The sequence below is a fragment of the Coleofasciculus sp. G3-WIS-01 genome, from assembly GCF_040223135.1.
Lineage (GTDB): Bacteria > Cyanobacteriota > Cyanobacteriia > Cyanobacteriales > Coleofasciculaceae > Coleofasciculus.
In genome coordinates, this window is the sequence record NZ_JAVJZI010000290.1 from 17,387 (window position 1) to 35,713 (window position 18,327).

Sequence of the window (18,327 nt, forward strand, 5' to 3'; positions counted from 1 at the left end):
CAGGGAACAGGGAATAGGTAATTCATAATTTATCGATATTGCGGATATATTCGCAAACCGCAGCCAGTTGTCGTTCTAACTCGCCAACATTTTCTTTGATAGCGGCTAGAGAACCCGCACGTCCAAGGTTTTCGACTTGGGCGGCTAATTGTGCGATCGCATCCATACCTAAATTGGCACTCGATCCTCTCAACCGATGGGCTTTTGCATAGATTTGTTCATAATCTTCGGCGGTAACTCCGGTTTGGATATCCTTTAGATCCGCTTCAGCATGTTCGATAAAAGCGTGCAATAGTCGTTCTTGAGCCGATTTTTTACCGAGGGTGACACGATCGAGGTGTTCCCAGTTAATTGGGGATTGGGGAAGTGTTGAGTTTGAGGCAAGTAGGGAAGAGTTTAGCCCATTTCGTTTCGCTGTTGACGATAACATTTGTTCAGAACTGGCGCTGAGTAATCCTTCGCGATCCTCGATGACATAGTTTTGAGTTAACTCCCCATTTCCCTTGTCTTCTGTGTCTGTGTGTTTCTCCATCTGCTGATCTCCCTGTCCGTCACGATTTTTATTAATCTGAGTTGCCCAATACTCTAACCTTTCGCTCAACAGTTGCTCATCGACGGGTTTACTAATATAATCATCCATACCGACTGCCGAGCATCGTTCTCGGTCTTCGGGAAACGCATGAGCAGTTAGAGCAATAATAACTGGATGATGACGACCGTAGCGCTCAATCAATTTGGTTGTAGCAGCGTAGCCATCCATAACAGGCATCTGACAGTCCATGAGAATGATATCGTAGGATTTTTCCTCGACTAATTCCAGGACGATTTGACCGTTGGCAGCACAGTCGGCATCATAACCCAAAATTTGTAACTGATTGATAATAACTTGTTGATTGATGGGGTGATCTTCAGCTAAGAGGATATTCACAGGAGTCGCAGGTCGTCTGTGAGTTAAGTCTCCAGTCGCTGTATTTTGGGCTAATTCTTCCTCCTGCTGTTCTTTCATCATTTCGGGCGCTACAGCCGCCATTAAACTATCAAATAGCCGTGAGGCTCTCACCGGCTTGAGCAAATAACTAGCCGCTCCCACAGACAATAATTCTTCGACTTGATCCCGTTGATTCATCGGGGTCATAACGACGGCTTTCGTTTGGCTCAACCCTGGGTCAGAACGAATGGTTTGAATGAGCGACCCATCCTCGACTTGGGGAAGCTGCCAATCACAGATCACAACATCATAAGGCTGGTTAACTGCAGCGGCTTGGCGCAGGGCATCTAGAGACAGTTCGGCTGTGTTGGCTTCATCAATCCCCATTCCCCAGGTATTAACTAAGTAACGCACAGATTGGCGGGTGGTGCGACTTTCGGAAACGACTAACAGTTTCAGATGAGTGAGGGCAAAGGGAGTGCTGGGGGGTTCCGAGAGTGCTTGTTTATCAAATTTTGCCGTAAACCAGAACGTGGAACCCTTGCCCAGCTTACTTTTCACACCAATTTCGCCGCCCATCAAGTCTACCAACTGTTTGCAGATAGCTAGTCCTAAGCCTGTCCCACCATATTGACGGGTGGTGGAGCTATCGACTTGGGAAAAGGATTGGAATAGTTTTTCTTGCCCTTCAGGGGAAATGCCGACTCCCGTATCCGACACCTCAAAGTGGAGCGTGGCATTTTTGGAGGTAGCAATTTCTAAAGTGACATGGATAACCACTTCCCCTTGGGGTGTAAATTTGAGGGCATTGTTGGTCAGATTTAACAAAACCTGTCGTAGTCTAGCCGGATCACCTTTGAGTTTTCGGGGGACTTGACGGTCAACTAAGGTTGCCAGTTCTAGGTTTTTCGCTTCGGCTTGAGTGGCTAGCACATCAATAACCGATTCGATACAGCCATCCAAGTCAAACTCAATGGTTTCGAGTTCCATTTCTCCAGCTTCTAGTTTGGAGAAATCCAGGATATCGTTGATGATTGTCAGTAAATGGTCAGCACTACGGCGAATGGTTTGGGCATAGTCTCGCTGTCGCGGCGTGAGTTGAGTCTGTAATAGGAGTCCCACCATACCCAAGACGCCATTCATGGGGGTACGAATTTCATGACTCATGTTTGCCAGAAACTTTGACTTAAACCGTGCCGCTTCCAGTGCCGCTTCTCTGGCTTCGACTAACTCGTTAATTGGGTCAGCGGCAATGACAATCCCACCAACCTGACCATCAGGAGTATACCAGGGGTTAATTGCCCAGCGCATATAAACGATAGAACCATCGCTACGTTCCCAGATATCTTCTGGGTTAGTAATGACTTGTCCTTTAAGCGCCCGTTGATAAATCTGTTTCCACTGTTCCGGTATGTCTGGGATCACTTCGTAGTGGCTGCAACCAATGATGGATTGTCCCTCAATCCCTTGCACCATGAGCCACTTTTGGGAATGAGCCATATAGCGCATTTCTGTGTCAAACATTGCCATTGCCATGGGCGCACTGGCAATAACTTGTTGCAGTTGTCGGCGCTCTCGGTCTAATGAGTTTAAGGTGCTGTCTAGGAGTTGGATTTGGTCTTGGGTTTTAGCGTACAGATGAGACTGGGTGCAAGCACTGGCAATTTGTTTAGAAATCGCTTCTAATAGTTCGATGTCGCTGGAACTCAAAGACCAAGCTGTGGGGTGGATACAGATTAAATAACCTCTTGCACCGGTTTGAGGATGGATGGGAACGACTAAATAGTGACCGTTTTGCAGGGTATAGGTTTGAGGGGAAGTCACAGGGATAGGAGGATGGGTGGAGAGATGATTCTCCTCTTGTGTGCCTACATCAGAATCATCGGATTCATTGCTAGTGGTGGAAAGGGTTAATTCTACCGTCTCACCCTGTCGTAATTGAGTCCCCAACTTACCTGGAGGATTCATGGTTAGCTGTCTGCCATTGCCAGACAAACTGCCCTGGGTATATTCGTAGGCAATCGTCAACGTCTGTTCGTCTAGCAACCAACCCAAAATAACTCGCTCTAAACCGAGCAGCGCCGTCAGTTCTTCTAGAGTGGCGGGTAAGGTTTGGTCTAAGTCGAGGGACGAATGGATGCGATTGGTTAAGCGGTTAAGCAGCGCTTCTTTGGCTGCTTTAGCTCGCGTTTCCTCAAAGAGTTTCACCTGTCGTCTGACGAAAAAAATGGCAACGACTAATAGGGTGACTAAGACAATCGCCAGCAAATTTAGTGACCACAGAGCGCCCTCTATTTCTTCATCGTTCATGACTAAGGCAATTGACCAATCAGCCTCTTGAAGCGGAACATAAGCCACATAGACGGATTCCCCCGCCAGGTTTGCCATTTGAATTTCTTGCTTTCTGTCTACCATCTGGCGAGCGATCGCGGCTAGATTAGGTTCTGGGGATTCTATAAAACTGGGAGTTGGCTGGTCGAGTGTTCCGATTGTCTCTTGGTCTGGATGGACAATAGGCACTCCCTGAGAGTTTAAGGCAAAGGCATAGCTTTTCTTGCCATAGGAGATGCTTTCTACAACTTCAGCCACCCGGTCAATATCGATAGCGCCCGTTACTACGCCAATCGGTCGAGGCGGCTGAGGTGGCATGGCTTTGATGGGTGCAGCAACGATAATCACCGGTAATTGGGTTGTCCGACTAAGCAGGGGATCTGAGACGTTAACTTGTCCATCTATCGCTTTTTGGAAGTGTTTACGATCTTTAACATTCCCTTGACCGTTATCAGTCGTTTGAAAATTCCCATCGGCATCGGTTATGGCAAATGCTGTAAAATTCCGACTTTGGGTTACTTCCATCTGCAAGTACGGTTTAATCTGCGACCAGTCCATCGAACGTACCGTGGGGGTATTGGCAATAGTTCTGATTTCAGCCTTCAGGGTGGCTAGCCATCGGTCGATTTGACTGGCTTCTGCTTGCACGGAATTGAGCGCGTTTTGCTTGATGTTTTCCAAGATGAGCTGGCGCACTCCCAAATAGCTGACTGTCGCTACTGCACCAATCGCCACCGTTGTTACACCCACTACCACCCAGACCAGAAAATGACGAGGACGCCAAGATTTGTGGAACTGTGCCGATAGTTGCTGATTACTGTCTCTGGCGAGCATTTTAAAAAAGGGTGGCTTGTTCATCATGGGTCAAACGTCAAAATTCGGGACTGGGTTTAGATTGTGGGAGTGGTGGATCAATTGACACCTCCTGGGAGGAGGTATTTTCATCATCTATCAGCAGTTGACTAGGATTCTCAACAAATTGGAGATAGTATAGGGAAGCCGGGAAATTTCTCGATGCTTCTTAACAGGTGTCTAGTTTCCTTGTATCACATCCCTGCTAGACATTGAACGCTAGCTACGGAGCTTGGCGAGCGCTTTTCGTCGTCAGCAGTTAATTCGCCACGATAAGGTTGGATGCTCGTTGTCGATTATAAATTCAGTCCTTCGCTCTGGGGCTACTGATGTGATTCCAGACCTTATCGGAAATTCATCAGGACTATTAGCGCAAGAACGACAGGAGTGCGGCTTTGATACCAGGGTTTTGACTTTTTAACGGTTCTCGTCTGATAGATATTAGAGTAAACCAAAAAAGTAAAAAAATCGATAACTTTTCTCATTGTACATAGTCCCCAATAATCTTTACCATCCGATTTTGAGCCTACCCTTATCCCAGACTATTGCTCACGCTTTTGATTTAATGCGGTATAATATTAGTCGTGATTTTTGGATTGTTTATGATCTCTCAAGCTTAAAAGAGGGAAGCCGTGAATCCAGTTTTAGATGTTGGATATTAAAAGCCTTTCTGCTCGGTTATTTCAGCCCTTTCTTTGTCAAATCAATCCAGCTAAATTCTATTAAAGTAAATTTAAGCTAATGGCAATAAAACTTTCGATGTCAAGTTTCCACCACAATTCACTGAGACTGTAATGATCTGAGCATCCATCATGGGAATTTCCCCTGGGTGTATACCTGTTCCCGGATTCACTGGATAGGCGGGAAAACAAGCGGCGCTTAGACTTAGACGTAATGCATTACCTTTGGCAATCTTCATACAAGTCGGCTGAAGTTCGATTCTAACAGGTGTTATCTCTTGACCCAGACTCACAGTCGCATACCCCTGAGTGAAATTATAAACGATCCCATTCGGAAGCACTTCAGATAACACGACACAGAGATCAAAAGTCGGTTTATCTGCATAGCAGAAAACCTCTACTGCTACATCCCCCATTAGATGTAAATCTTCAGTAAACGGCGCTGAAGTATAGGTTAAAACATCGGTACGACTATCAATAGCACAACGATCAAACGAGCCCGCCGGAATTGCTGCATGACCTCCCAACGCCGGAACGGGACGCCACGGATCATGAACGAATACATCAGTTACAGCAGAGAGAAGGGGCAATTCGTCAAGAGATTCCAATTGGGGGATGAGAGTCCCTGAATCGTCTCGCACAGTGGCTAAACCTGTACTGGCAAGACAATAGGATTTCTGATTATTTTGTAACCACGTATCAAAATAACGCCATTGATTACTGCCCATTTCAAATAAATAGACAGGCGGTTTATTCAACAATCCGGTATCAATTCCCTTGAGAAACTGGTCAAACCAACGGACTTGTAACGTATCCACAAAACTTAGCGCATTTGCCCCATAATCTCTTGCCCCCACTTTCCGTCCCCAAGGCAGGTGCGCCCAAGGTCCAATGATCAGATGCTGGGGAAAATTACTCTGGCTTACCATTTGTTTATAGAGGCGCAGATTACCCCGAAGATACGGATCAAACCAGCCACCAATATGCAGCATCGGCAAGTCCACACCGTCTAGTTTCGGTGAGAGTTTTTGCCAATAGTCTCCGGGTTCAGGATGGTTTCGCCATTCAGCATAAAAGGAATTCGGCGCATACTTATTTAAACTCTCGGTAAATCGGGGAGATAGGTCATAAAAGGGCAAATTTCTAGATGCCGCATAGAGAATTTGATAGGCAATAGCATCATTTTTCAATCGGGCAGTTTCTGCGGCTAACTGTACCGCCCATCCCAAATTGATGTGTAAACAAAATGCCCCATTTTCATAGGCACAATCTGCATATAAATCATACGCCATCATTGCCGGACAAATAGTTTTTAATCCGGGCAGATGTGCCGATGCGGCATAAAGTTGAGTCATCCCCTGATAGGAAAAGCCATACATACCCACCTGTCCATTGCTACCCGGTAACTGTGATACCCAGTTAAGGGTATCAATTCCATCAGCAACCTCATGGACAAATAGGTGAAACTCTCCCCCTGAGGTCCCCCGTCCCCGCACATCCTGAATCACCACAATATACCCCTGGGCGGCATACCAAGAGGGATGGGCATAGACTACAGTAGACGCGATCGCCCTTCCGTAAGGTTGTCGCATCAGGAGTACAGGTAAGTCTATATCGGTATCAGGATAGTAAATATCAGCATCTAGATGAATTCCATCGCGGGTTAACATGGATGCTGTTTGTTTATGAATTTTTGTCATTTGTCATTTGTCATTTGTCATTTGTCATTTGTTATTGGCATAATAAAAAAAAGAATAGTTTACTGATGATATTAATATGACAGCCAATCCTCGCGTTACCGTCTGGAATGAGTATCAAGTGGAAAAACAAAAACCTGAGGTTGCCAAGATTTATCCTGATGGAATTCATCACGCGATCGCGCAACAAGGGATTAGGGATTGGAAAAAAGGGAAAGTGTGTGTAGAGACGCGCCATGGCGCGTCTGTAGGGGCGGGTTTAGAGACTTTCTTTTGGCTATTGATAATAACATTTGTGCAAAACCCGCCCTGACTGTTCCAGACGTAGTATACTATATCTCTACCACCCTACCCTATTCCCTGTGTCCTAACACGAAACCACAGCATCAGTACGTCCCAAGACTCGAAAATCTTCCTCATCCAAATCTACGGGTGTACCGCTGCGAATAAGTTCGACAAAATCCTCATTGGGAACCATGAAGCATAATGCATATAAACGACCACAACCTGTATTTATAATTTCATGAATACCCGTTGGTGGGACTAATAAACTATCTCCTGCCCGAAATGGCACATTTTTGCCATCACAACGGGCAATTCCTTCCCCTTTGAGGATAAAAAACATTTCTACAGCAATTTGATGGCGATTGGGGGGAGTTTTTCCACCTTCCTCAAAGATCTCCACACAAACGGTCAATGATGCATCCGCGATCGCGGGGTCGAAGATAATGGCTAAACGGTTACTATCTTGGGGACTGATGCGATAGGATTGGTAGTCCTTGGGGGATTTAATGACGGGAATCATGCAACGAGATTCCATGGGAATTTTCTCCTAAAATTGGTCATTCGTCATTGGTCATTGGTCATTCGTTTTTGATGCAAATCTTTGATAGCTACTAACTCTCCCCATTTTCCTTGTCTCCTCTGCCCCTCCGCCTTTTTATTAAGCTTTTAAGGCTTTCAGAAGTAATTGGGAATCGCTGGTAAAGCCAAAACATTGATTGACATTGTAAATAGTGGCTTTAAAGCAGTAATCAGGAGACGTTGTTGCTGCACAATCTTTGAGCAGAACACAATCATACCCTAGAAAGTTGGCATCCTGTAATGTTGCCATGACACATTGGTCAATATTGACACCAGCAAAGAAAAGTGTAGTTTTGCCCATATTGCGTAAAATGCTGTCTAAGGGAGTGTCCCAGAAGCCACTCATACGATATTTATCAATGTAAATATCTTCGGGTTCGTGGTTTAATTCATCCACAATTGCTGCTGCCCAACTATCTTTTATTAACACTTTTGCCCCATTTTTGGGCAGAGGATCGCCGAGTCCAATTCCTGCGCCTGTGGGGTTGTAAACATGGCGCAATCCAGCACTAATATTGAGTAAGTCGGGACGGTTTCCCCAGTTCACCCAAATTACAGGGACATTAATATCTCGTAGCTGGGGAAGCAAGGTTGTCAGGGGTTCAATTGGGGTTCGGGCGGGGGTTATGTCTACGCCAATATGGGCTAACCAGCCATCGGGATGACAGAAGTCATTTTGCATGTCGATGACAAGGATGGCAGATTTGACTAAATCCAGGCGCAGGCTTTTGGTTTCGGTGGTGAGGGTAATGGGGTGAGGGGTTAGGGAGGGGCGAGTCAAATCCGCGATCGCATCATTCACTCCCCAAGCATTGGGGGCTACACCTAATGTCCGTAACGGTTGATTCATGGCAGTAATGATAGACATGCCAATAATTGTACTCAGTTTCGATCCACTCACAAGTGGTGATGGATAAGTCATCGCCTTAATTGTCCGATAAATTAGGGCGTTGAAGTGACGTAGATGTGCAAATTGAGGCAGATCGGATTGCCACGATTTTGCCTCATTTAGCATCGGAATTGTGTTTTTTTAACGCAGAGGAACGCAGAGGTTAACGCAGAGGAACGCAGAGGGAGTTTTATTGTTGGGGCGAAGAGTTTAGAGGGTGGGATAAATAACCGGGAATGACGATATGATCACGGTTGATACCAAATCCGGGTTAGCTACCCCCGTTGTAACCCAGTCCGCGCAGGCGGACGAAAGGACTGGTGTAGCAGCGATTTCAATCGCCTCCTCTTGCAGGGGGTAATAAAGGCGGATTTGGTATGAGACAGATATGATCTAAAATAGGGGCAGATAAAATATTTTTTGTTCTTCTGTTCTCTGTCCCTTTTACAGACATTTACTGGAACGTCTCTCCTTGATTCTGCCTTCAAACTTATGAAGAATACAAAACTGGGATTAATCAGTGTACTTCTATTTTCTATCTCTAGCCCACCCATTCTAGCTCAGACAGAGGTATCAGAAACGGCGACTCCCTTAAAATTTACACCCCGCTTGGGAATTGGACATACGAGTTCCGGCGGTGGATTTGATGGATTTACCCGCCTAGAGGGATTTGTCCCCCTTTTGCAAAGTCCGGGTGAGAATCTGACGTTTCTGGAAGGGCGATTATTCCTGGATAATGATGATGCCAATTTGGGGGGTAATCTAACCCTGGGATATCGTACCTATAATGCCAATTCCCATCGCATTTGGGGCGGTTATATGAGTTATGATAACCGCCATACGGGGCATAATACGTTTAACCAAGTAGGGTTGGGTATAGAAAGTTTAGGCAATGTTTGGGATTTTCGGGTGAATGGGTATTTCCCTATTGGAGATAGGCGCCAGGGAGTCGGTGATGTTGGGGTTCGAGATGGTTTCTTTCGCCGTAACTTCTTGATTTTAGAACAGGGGCAAGATAAAGAAGCCGCTATGGCGGGTTTTGATGCAGAAGTTGGGGCAAAAGTTGCTCAAATTGGTACGGATGGTGATCTGCGCGGCTATGGGGGATTGTATTGGTATGATGCCCAAGGGAGTTCAGAAATATGGGGATGGCGGGTGAGATTGGAAGCGCGTCCCTCAGATAATTTTAATCTGGGTTTGTCGTTGCAAAATGATGATTTATTTGGCACAAATTTAGTTTTTACAGTGGGTGCAACATTCCCCGGACGTCGTCCTCAAGGGTTAAGGGATGAAGATGATCAATTTGTGGCACGATTGGCTGAATCGGTGCAGCGAACAAATGCGATTGTGATTGATCATCAAGATGATTTCCAAGATGTACCAGCGACGAATCCGGAAACCGATGAACCTTATGTATTTCAGCATGTTAGTTTAGGCGAAATGGGGGGAGATGGTACGTTTGAAAATCCGTTTGGTACGGTTGAGAACGGGTTAACTCAAACGATGTCCGATGGCAATGATATTGTTTATGTACAACCCGGAACGAATCCAGGAATTCCGCCGTTTACTATTCCTGATCGAGTACAGGTGTTATCCACTGGTCCCATTCAGCAACTGGATACTGTAGAAGCAGGGATGGTGCAATTACCCCTATCGGGTGCGGGGGTACTCCCCACGATTTCTCCAGGTGCTGCTGCTTCGGTAACAATGGGGAATCAAACTACCCTATCTGGGTTTTTTATTCCCAATGCGGGTACGTTTGGAATTGAGGCGAGAGAGATTGATACAGTAACGATTCGGGAGAACGCGATCGCGAATTCCACTCAAGATGGTATCGTACTATTTGAGACGACGGGAAATGTCACCGTTACCGATAATAGTATTGATAGGACAGGTGGTTTTGAAAATAGTGGATTTTTTATCCTTAACACGGCGGGTTCGGTTGACCTAAACCTGGTCAGAAATCAGATTTTAAATACAACAGGCGATGGCATGAGTCTTGTTCTGTTTAATACTGAGGACAGTACAATAACACTTTCTGAAAATATACTGGCGGGTAATCAATTTAACGGCATTGGCTTTAGATTAGCTAATGCTGTCAACGTTAACTTTAACATTAATGATAATATAATTCAAAACAATGACAGCGCCGGACTTGTCGCTGAGCTATCCAGCAATTCTAATTCAAGTTTACTAATTATCGACAATGAAATTTCAGACAACCAATTTCAGGGAATTGTTATAGCATTAGAAGATAATTTTGCTGGAATAGTCACCATGAAAAACAATAATATTATAGAAAATCAATTAGATGGAATTGCCATTGGATTATTTGGCGATTCCGATGAAACAGTTACGATTGTAAATAATACGCTGTCCGAAAATCAGTTTAATGGTATTAATGTATTTCTAAGGGATAATTCCCAGGGAACAGTTAATATTACAAATAATACTCTTTTGAACAATCAGTTGGATGGGATAATCATCACATTACTAGATGATTCCCGTGGAATGGCAACAGTTGCTGAAAATACCGTGGCTAGAAATCAGAGGTGGGGAATAACTGTACAATCTACTGCAACTGCTGAAGGAGAAATCCTTATCCAAAATAACCTGATTTCTGATAATGAAACTATCGGGATTGCTGGCTTGATGTTAGGAGAATCCCAGTTAGGAGTCACAATTGACAACAATGAGATATTGAATAATGGTCATCATGGTATCGGTGTTAGCATTCAAGAATTTGCTACATCGAGACTGACAATCACTGATAATCAAGTTTACAGGAATGGCTTTCAGGGCATTGACTTCACTTTTCCCCAACCCGATGGCATATTTATAGATACACTCAATAACTCAACGCTCCAGTTACTACTAGAAAGAAATACAGTAATGGATAATGCTCGTTTTGGTGTGCTTATATTAGCGGAGGATCAGTCCGAAATTTTTGCAAGTGTCAGATTTAATATATTTACAGGAAATCCTGGTAATTTTGGCAATCCCAATGGTTTTTTAGTACAAACCGGCTCCCTGAGTGATCCTGATCCTGAATCGACTATCTGTTTAGATTTGAGTAATAATACCAGCGAGAATGGCTTTGTACTTAATTACACCGATCCTGAGAGTACATTCAAAGCCAATACAACAGCAAATAATGGCATCATTTTGATACCACAACTACCTGTTGAGCCCCTAGGTGATTGTCCAGTTCCTTAGTTGCGTGACAGGGAGCATGTCAAGGAAAGCACGCAATATTCCAGCTAACCGGATAAGTTGGGTTTCGTTCCTCAACCCAACCTACTTGCGTTGACATGCACCCCTGTGGCACGGCTAAAATTGGGGAATAGATTTTACGGTTTTTTGGGGCGCACGTCGGTCATTCGTGTCAACTTAAGACTTTTATGACTAGCGCTCAAAGTTTAGATCCCCCTAAATCCCCCTTCAAAAGGGGGACTTTGATTAATTTGGGCTTGCTGCACAACGGCAAAACCCTTATCTATCAAGGCTTTGAGTAGCATGGACATTGGAGCATCTTCAAGGAAATATAGTGAAATCCTTTCATACCCTTGCACCGCTATCAGAGAAAATGTATCATTGCTCCCCCTGCTCCCCCTGCTCCCTACCCATCCACAAGACTTATTCAGCAGACTCTAATTTCTGGTTCCCCCCGTGCAAAAAAGCTCCCGCATCCTCTGGTCTCCCCCTGCTTCCTACCCCCACCACAATACTTATTCAGCAGACCCTAAGTAAGGGTTTCAGCCTTAAGTTGACACCAATTACGTCGGTGCGCCCCTACAATTCCAATCCACTAAATTAGGTTTGCCACGCCAGTAGGGTGCTTAAGAGGCTTAATAATTATAGAGACGTAGCCATCTACGTCTCTACCACTTTGATTTAAGTTAGGCTGTCTCAAAATCTAGCCAATCGGCAAGAATATTAGCGAGATTCAGTCCCTTGATTAGGATCACCAGCTACATGTTTATTTCCACCTTCGGCTTCCGCAGTGGTTGCTGGATCTTTCTTGGACTCTTGCTCATCAGCTTTGGGATCTGTAGACTCCATACCGGTTGTTCTAGCTCCGGCGGCGGTTGTCGTTTGTTTACCGTGGGATGTTATGTCTTTTTCTGGCATAATTGCATTCTTAATTTCGACGTTATTACCAATAATAAAAAACTAAGAGAGAATGTTCCTCTTCCTAAAATAGGATTTTGATTTATTTATCTCTCTATCTAAAGCATTAGTGCGCTGACGCCATGGGGCTTGCCGAGTGGTGTGGCACTCCTAAATGGGTGTATGAGATTGAGTAAGTAATCAGTCAGGGGCGGGCGCGAGTCACATCCCTTGTGCAACAGAAAAGATAGTCGTGAAAAGAGCCCCTACAGCTTCCCCAGATTCAACTCGCCAACAACTGAGAGGGTGTGACTCGCCACAACTGTTCTAATTGTGACGCTGGCATGGTTAAGTATAAAACATCACCTGCCGCTAATGCTGTGTCCAATAAATCTCGACCGTGAAGCTTTTGATTTTTGGTTTCAATATAGAGGGGAACAAACTCAATATCTAGGGTTAAATCTTTCACCCGGCGTCCACAGAACGGATGCTTCAGAGTAATTGTTGTTGCCAAGGCTACCCAAAGGGTATCTCCGGTCATGCCATTCCCTAAAATACGCCCACCTAAAGCGGCGGCGGCAAAGGCAGGTGTGGCTAATTCTGTGGGACTGAGTACCACCTCAAAGTTAAAAACTTGCTGCACTCCTCGGGCAAATTGGGGGTCATGATTTCGCACAACGATGGGTAAATTTGACGTTAAAGCTTTGGCACTTAAACTAATCTCGACATTAGTCATGTCGCTACTGGTTACAGCTAATAAAGCTTCCGCTGTATGGATATTGGCAGCTTTTAAGTGGGTCGCTAAACTGGCATCACCAATAATCACGGGGACTCCCAAGGAACGGGCAACACCGAGAAATCGATTATTGGCATCTTGTTCAATTACAACGACTTCATAGCCATGACTATGGAGTTGATTAATAATCTGGATACCAATACCCCCCAAGCCACAAACAATATAATGATGGCGACTGGGAACACGGGCTGCATCTAAAAATTGACTAAAACGAGTGCCTAAAATAAAATCGTTGAGTAGGGCGTAACAAATCCCAATCACACCTGCCCCAACTAACATCATCACGGCAGTAAAAATTTTGATGCTGTCGGGGGCTAATTCTACCACTTCTTCTTTTCCACCAGCCCCAGTAATCATACCCACGGAAAAATAAAGGGCGTCAACAATTGAGGTATTCAACTGAACGCTAACATAAGTGAGTGTGGCGATAAAAATAGTTAGGAGTAGGGCGAAAGTGCCAGCGAGAATGGGTTGACCGTGGTGCTGAAACTGTCGCAGGTTGGTGAGAACTTTAAACAGTCGGCGTAGCCAAGAACCCCGACGGCTGCGGATATTGGGTTGAGTGCCAACGATTATGCGATCGCCCGGTTGTAAGGTTCGCCTTTGCACAACGGCTGAAACCAAATTTATCTGCCCTTTCACGGGTCGATAGTAAATCAACATCCGCGATCGATCTTCCCACAACTCATTCAACCGCCGCCCGTTCCAGGGATGAGACTCATGGATATATTCTTCATGAATGGGCCAGGTTTGATTAAATAATTGCAGTTGTCCAATCGCTTGATTCCCCATCGCGGCAAAAGCAAACACAGGGGCGGCTAATGCGGCGACACTGAGGCTGACATGGTTGGGCAGAATCTGATCCAACCGATCGCCTAAGCTGCTGTTAAATAGCCGACTAATTATCCGAATCCGGGGATTGAGGACTCGGGCTTGGGTGAGAATGGCTAGATTCAAGGCATCATCGCTAGAGGTGATGACTAGGGTTTGCGCCTCCTGAATCCCAGCGGCGAGTAGGGTGGCGGCTGAGCGAAAATCGCCGATAATCAGATCCTGACAGTTACAAGGGACTAAGCGATCGCTAATTCCGACAACAGATGCTCCCTGTTGCTTTAATAGTGAGAAAATTTGATAGCCAGTGCGACCCAAGCCACAAACGATGATTCGGGGTTTCATAAAGCAAGCCTTATCCACAGACAGGTTTTTGTCTGGTTGTGTTTTGAGCAACTATTCTCCTATAGATTCACGGAAACCATTGTAACCGAAGACACCAAGACTAGCGAGAACAGGAAAAAAAGTAGTCTTCGTTTATCATTTATACTTCAAATAGGACGGCTTTTTAAAGTCCGTTATCAGCCGCAACTACGGTTTATTGACGAATGGAAATCCTTACTCTTAGACTAATAATTAATTGAGTAGAAAGCAGTTTATGACTAAGCCTCAGATTCCTCTAAGCATACAAAAACTTAACCCCAAGACGTTCAATCCCGAAAAACGAGCTTGGACTAAATCAATCGATGGTGTTAATGATATTAAAACCCATAAACTAACAATGGTAACTTATAATATTTGGTTTTCCGACTATTATCGCCAACAACGCCATGAGGCTATACTGAAGCTGATCCAAGACTGTGACGCTGACGCGATCGCGTTGCAAGAGGTCACCCCAACCTCTCTCAAACTAATTTTAGAGCAAGACTGGGTCAGAAATAATTACTATCTTTCCGACACCACAGGCAAAACCGTAAATCCCTATGGCGTTCTCTTGCTGTCTAAGCTTCCCATCCATCGGTTATTTTTCTGTAACCTTATCAGCCAAATGAGCCGCAAATTTCTCTGTGCTCAATTGCAGATTAATGGACAACGTTTTAATATTGCTACGGTTCATTTAGAAAGCAAAAAGAAGTTTGCCTCCATCCGCGCCAGACAGCTTGCTGATATCTTTCCCCTATTAGAACACGCCGATCATGCTGTACTCATGGGAGATTTTAATTTTTGTTCATCCTGGGAAAACGAGAACCGTAATATCGACAGTCGCTATCAAGATATGTGGGCAGTTCTCAGAGGTGATGAACCGGGCTATACCGAAGATACTGATATTAATTTAATGAGGTTGCAGCAAAAACAGAAACACAAAAAAGTACGCTTTGACCGCATCTTACTCCATTCTGATTCCCCAGGTTGGCAGCCACAATCCATTGAACGCTTGGGATTGACACCCCTTTCCCCTGATTCCCCCTCTGTTTTCCCCTCTGACCATTTTGGTTTAGTCGGTCACTTAGAGTACAAAGACTAAAGGGGCGGGAAAGAAAAAGTTATTTATTGAAGAATATCAGAGCGATTTTGATCTTCTATTTCCTACCACGGCAGCGATCAAACATGTTTTGGTAGGTTTTTTGACGCTCTGGATTGTCCACTACTAGCTCTACACGCACATTAACACAACCGTGATTCTCTTGCAGCGCGATCGCGGCTAAAAGATCACTGGCTGCTTTAGGCGAGACAAATTCACCTTTAACGGTAGTGGCTGTCTGGCGACGCATCTCTACAGTATCGGGAACACCTGTAACTTGCCCCTTCCCCAAATCAATTTCTGCCAATTGTTTCGGTTCTTCGCCGACTTGTTCAACAATTAATTTTTCCCGTCGCACAGGGACTTCTACTAGACGGGTTTCAATTTCTTTGCGAACGACTACTTCGCCGACTTTGTGCTTAGTACGGTTGACGACTAATTGTTCTTCTAGTAAGCGAATCATGTCTTCTTCGACTATTTCTGATGTCTGATCTGATGTCTGATCAGACTGTTCGAGATCACTATTCAATATTTCTTCCGAATCCATAGCCTTTTCAGCATTCATAGCCCTTGTAGTTGTTACCGACGAATCAGGTAAGTCCCCTGAAGGATTTACTTTTCGATGATGTACAGGCAAGTATTCAATTTCTGCTGGTGATAGATCCACAATCACTCTTCTATTTTCTGAGTCAATTGTCTGAATTTGCTGACGACTGAGGAGGAAACAGGGGGATTCAGCTTTTGTCTCTCCAGCAGACATCACCATATAAAGCCGATGATTTTTTTCAACCCAGAAATCTTCAACCCGCCCTAATACTTCACCTTTTTGATTCACGACAGTAAAGAAAGTAAACCTTTCTCTAAATTGCTCTAATAAATTTTTAATTTTTTTACTTGTATAACTACTTGTAGGTTCTTTTTTGCTCATAGTTGACTACTCCGACTCAATTATGGATGGTAACCTAGCCAAACTTGTTAAACGTAGGGTGAGCAATGCCCACCCCCGTATCCACCAACTTACTTACAATCGGTGAAATTCAAGATTTTCCAGAACTCTAGCGACGACCTTTGACAACAGGATTGCCATCTACATCGACTTCTAATTCTTCGCGACGAACTGTTTCTTTGGCATCTACAGTGTCACGCTCAACTTCTTTCTTGATACCAACTTCTTCGCGCACATAGGCTTTCTTCTTGATATCTGCTGCTTCTTCATGAACTTCCACACGCGCAACTTCACCGTCGTGGAAATCAGCAGTACCTGGTTGGACTTCGCGGGCTTCTGAGGGAGTGCTTCGCTCAATTACGACCCGTTCTTTTTCTACAGGAACTGATACCTGGGCTGTTTCAGATTCTACATGCTTACCAACGGTAACTTCACCGCTCTTGTAACGGTTTTTATTAGCAATTAGTTTCTCTTCATACAGCTTTAGATTCTTATGATCCTGGTCAGTAGTGGCGTAGAGGTGAGGCTCATGATCATAGCTGTAGGTGTCGCGGTTGTAGGTTCTCCCTTGAGCCGCTGTTGATGCTGTTGAGCGATTGTTCGCCATTGGTCGGTAGACATTCCTGACTCGTTCTTCGTAGTCGTAGTCAATGGTCATGTTGTCATGGTATTCAGGTAAGCTTTCGGCTTGCGCTTTTGTCATACCGATTACATAAACCCGGCGACGATCATAATCCATCCGAGCATAACCTACAGGTAACAAGACCTTTTTACCAAAGATCCAGAACCCTGTATCAATGACTAGATACCGGAAACGACCTGTTTCATCAAGAAGAGCATCTTGAACTTCACCAATTTTCTCTTCTCGATCAGAGTAGACATCATATCCTTTAATGTCATCGCCACCGAAAATCTGTTCTTTATAGTTGGGGTAAAACTTGTCTATCTTTATCAGATTCATAGAATAGTCTCCTTGTTTATTCATCTTGGTGATTGAGAGTTCAACTCTCACACCCTACTTTCAGATTAAACATAAAAGAGTTCTATTTAATCCCTCAAAAGACATAAACAAAACGAGGTTAGGGATTATTTTGACGACGATACCGTGATTTCCTTTGATTTAGAATATTTGCGCTGATTGACAGACTTTCTTCTAGCCAAAGTTCTTGAATTTAACACTATTCCTTTAGTATAGAAGATTTAATCGAATAAATAGTTAAATAATTACAAGCTAACATTATTACTTATTTTTTTTATCCCTCTATAGGAATAGATAAAAATAGTTATAGTAAGTAAAGATGACTCAGATTTAGTGCTATTAACCTGTTTTATGCGATATCACGTTATTTACGACGGCAACTGCAATCTTTGTGTCACGTTAGTGCAGCTTCTGGAAAATCTCGATCAAGGACAGCAGTTTGACTACATTCCCATGCAGGATGAAGCCGCCTGTCAAACCTTTGGCATTACTCCCCAAGACTGTGAACTGGGCATGATTCTCATCGATGGGGCGTCCCCAGAACGTCGGTGGCAAGGGAGTGAGGCGGCTGAGGAAATTGGGCGTCTGTTGCCCATGGGAGAGGTGTTCGTCTCAGCGTATCGGGCAATGCCTGGAATGAAATGGCTGGGCGATCGCAGCTATGAACAGGTTCGTGATAATCGGTATAGTTGGTTTGGCAAGCGATCGAGTACCTACAATTCAGCTTATCCCGTGGGGTGTCAGGGGAAGCAAAATTGTCAGACTTGATTGATTCACGCTATCCGTCGAACAGTGGACAGTAATGGACAACAAATACCAAAACTGTAGAGATAGCCAGTCTCAGTTCTTTAATGAACTACGCTACCTGGGTCATGACACCTTAAGGTGCTTTCCAGCTTTAAGCTACTGTCGCTCAAATTTAAACATCTGTATTCGACTAAAGAAGTGATTTGAGTGTAAAA

At 44.5% G+C, this 18,327-nt stretch carries 12 protein-coding genes; 4 read left to right on the forward strand and 8 right to left on the reverse strand.

From position 1 onward, the window contains the following. Nucleotides 1–22 precede the first annotated feature (22 nt). Both RIM23_RS31310 and RIM23_RS31315 read right to left on the reverse strand, forming a co-directional pair. Nucleotides 23–4,120: a response regulator gene (locus RIM23_RS31310; RefSeq protein ID WP_446372491.1), complete on the reverse strand. Its 4,098-nt coding sequence runs from the start codon at nt 4,118–4,120 to the stop codon at nt 23–25. A 724-nt stretch (nt 4,121–4,844) separates the two neighbouring features. Beyond that, nucleotides 4,845–6,491: a CocE/NonD family hydrolase gene (locus RIM23_RS31315; RefSeq protein WP_446372493.1), complete on the reverse strand. Its 1,647-nt coding sequence runs from the start codon at nt 6,489–6,491 to the stop codon at nt 4,845–4,847. A gap of 76 nt (nt 6,492–6,567) precedes the next feature. Here RIM23_RS31315 and RIM23_RS31320 point away from each other — a divergent pair, with 76 nt between their 5' ends. Continuing rightward, complete coding sequence (locus tag RIM23_RS31320; RefSeq protein WP_446372495.1) at nt 6,568–6,801, forward strand: hypothetical protein; 234 nt, start codon at nt 6,568–6,570, stop codon at nt 6,799–6,801. 54 nt (nt 6,802–6,855) lie between these two features. On the opposite strand, the gene RIM23_RS31325 is transcribed toward RIM23_RS31320, so the two are convergent. Both RIM23_RS31325 and RIM23_RS31330 read right to left on the reverse strand, forming a co-directional pair. Then, nucleotides 6,856–7,308, reverse strand: a complete 453-nt coding sequence (locus RIM23_RS31325; protein WP_446372497.1) for a cupin domain-containing protein — start codon at nt 7,306–7,308, stop codon at nt 6,856–6,858. A gap of 123 nt (nt 7,309–7,431) precedes the next feature. After that, on the reverse strand, nt 7,432–8,202 hold the full coding sequence (locus tag RIM23_RS31330) for a cysteine hydrolase family protein (protein ID WP_446372515.1): 771 nt from the start codon (nt 8,200–8,202) through the stop codon (nt 7,432–7,434). Between the two features lie 531 nt (nt 8,203–8,733). Here RIM23_RS31330 and RIM23_RS31335 point away from each other — a divergent pair. Continuing rightward, nucleotides 8,734–11,457: a right-handed parallel beta-helix repeat-containing protein gene (locus RIM23_RS31335; RefSeq protein WP_446372499.1), complete on the forward strand. Its 2,724-nt coding sequence runs from the start codon at nt 8,734–8,736 to the stop codon at nt 11,455–11,457. A 720-nt stretch (nt 11,458–12,177) separates the two neighbouring features. On the opposite strand, the gene RIM23_RS31340 is transcribed toward RIM23_RS31335, so the two are convergent. Beyond that, nucleotides 12,178–12,372, reverse strand: coding sequence for a hypothetical protein (locus tag RIM23_RS31340; RefSeq protein ID WP_446372501.1), 195 nt, complete (start codon nt 12,370–12,372; stop codon nt 12,178–12,180). Between the two features lie 262 nt (nt 12,373–12,634). Beyond that, complete coding sequence (locus RIM23_RS31345; protein ID WP_446372503.1) at nt 12,635–14,323, reverse strand: potassium channel family protein; 1,689 nt, start codon at nt 14,321–14,323, stop codon at nt 12,635–12,637. A gap of 253 nt (nt 14,324–14,576) precedes the next feature. On the opposite strand from RIM23_RS31345, the gene RIM23_RS31350 reads away from it, so the two are divergent. Next, nucleotides 14,577–15,443, forward strand: coding sequence for an endonuclease/exonuclease/phosphatase family protein (locus RIM23_RS31350; protein ID WP_446372505.1), 867 nt, complete (start codon nt 14,577–14,579; stop codon nt 15,441–15,443). A 55-nt stretch (nt 15,444–15,498) separates the two neighbouring features. On the opposite strand, the gene RIM23_RS31355 is transcribed toward RIM23_RS31350, so the two are convergent. Further along, nucleotides 15,499–16,368: a DUF2382 domain-containing protein gene (locus RIM23_RS31355; RefSeq protein ID WP_446372507.1), complete on the reverse strand. Its 870-nt coding sequence runs from the start codon at nt 16,366–16,368 to the stop codon at nt 15,499–15,501. Between the two features lie 127 nt (nt 16,369–16,495). Then, complete coding sequence (locus RIM23_RS31360) at nt 16,496–17,347, reverse strand: DUF2382 domain-containing protein (protein ID WP_446372509.1); 852 nt, start codon at nt 17,345–17,347, stop codon at nt 16,496–16,498. Between the two features lie 369 nt (nt 17,348–17,716). Here RIM23_RS31360 and RIM23_RS31365 point away from each other — a divergent pair, with 369 nt between their 5' ends. Beyond that, a complete protein-coding gene (locus RIM23_RS31365; RefSeq protein ID WP_446372511.1) occupies nt 17,717–18,133 on the forward strand; it encodes a thiol-disulfide oxidoreductase DCC family protein in 417 nt (138 codons plus the stop codon). Nucleotides 18,134–18,327 lie beyond the last annotated feature (194 nt).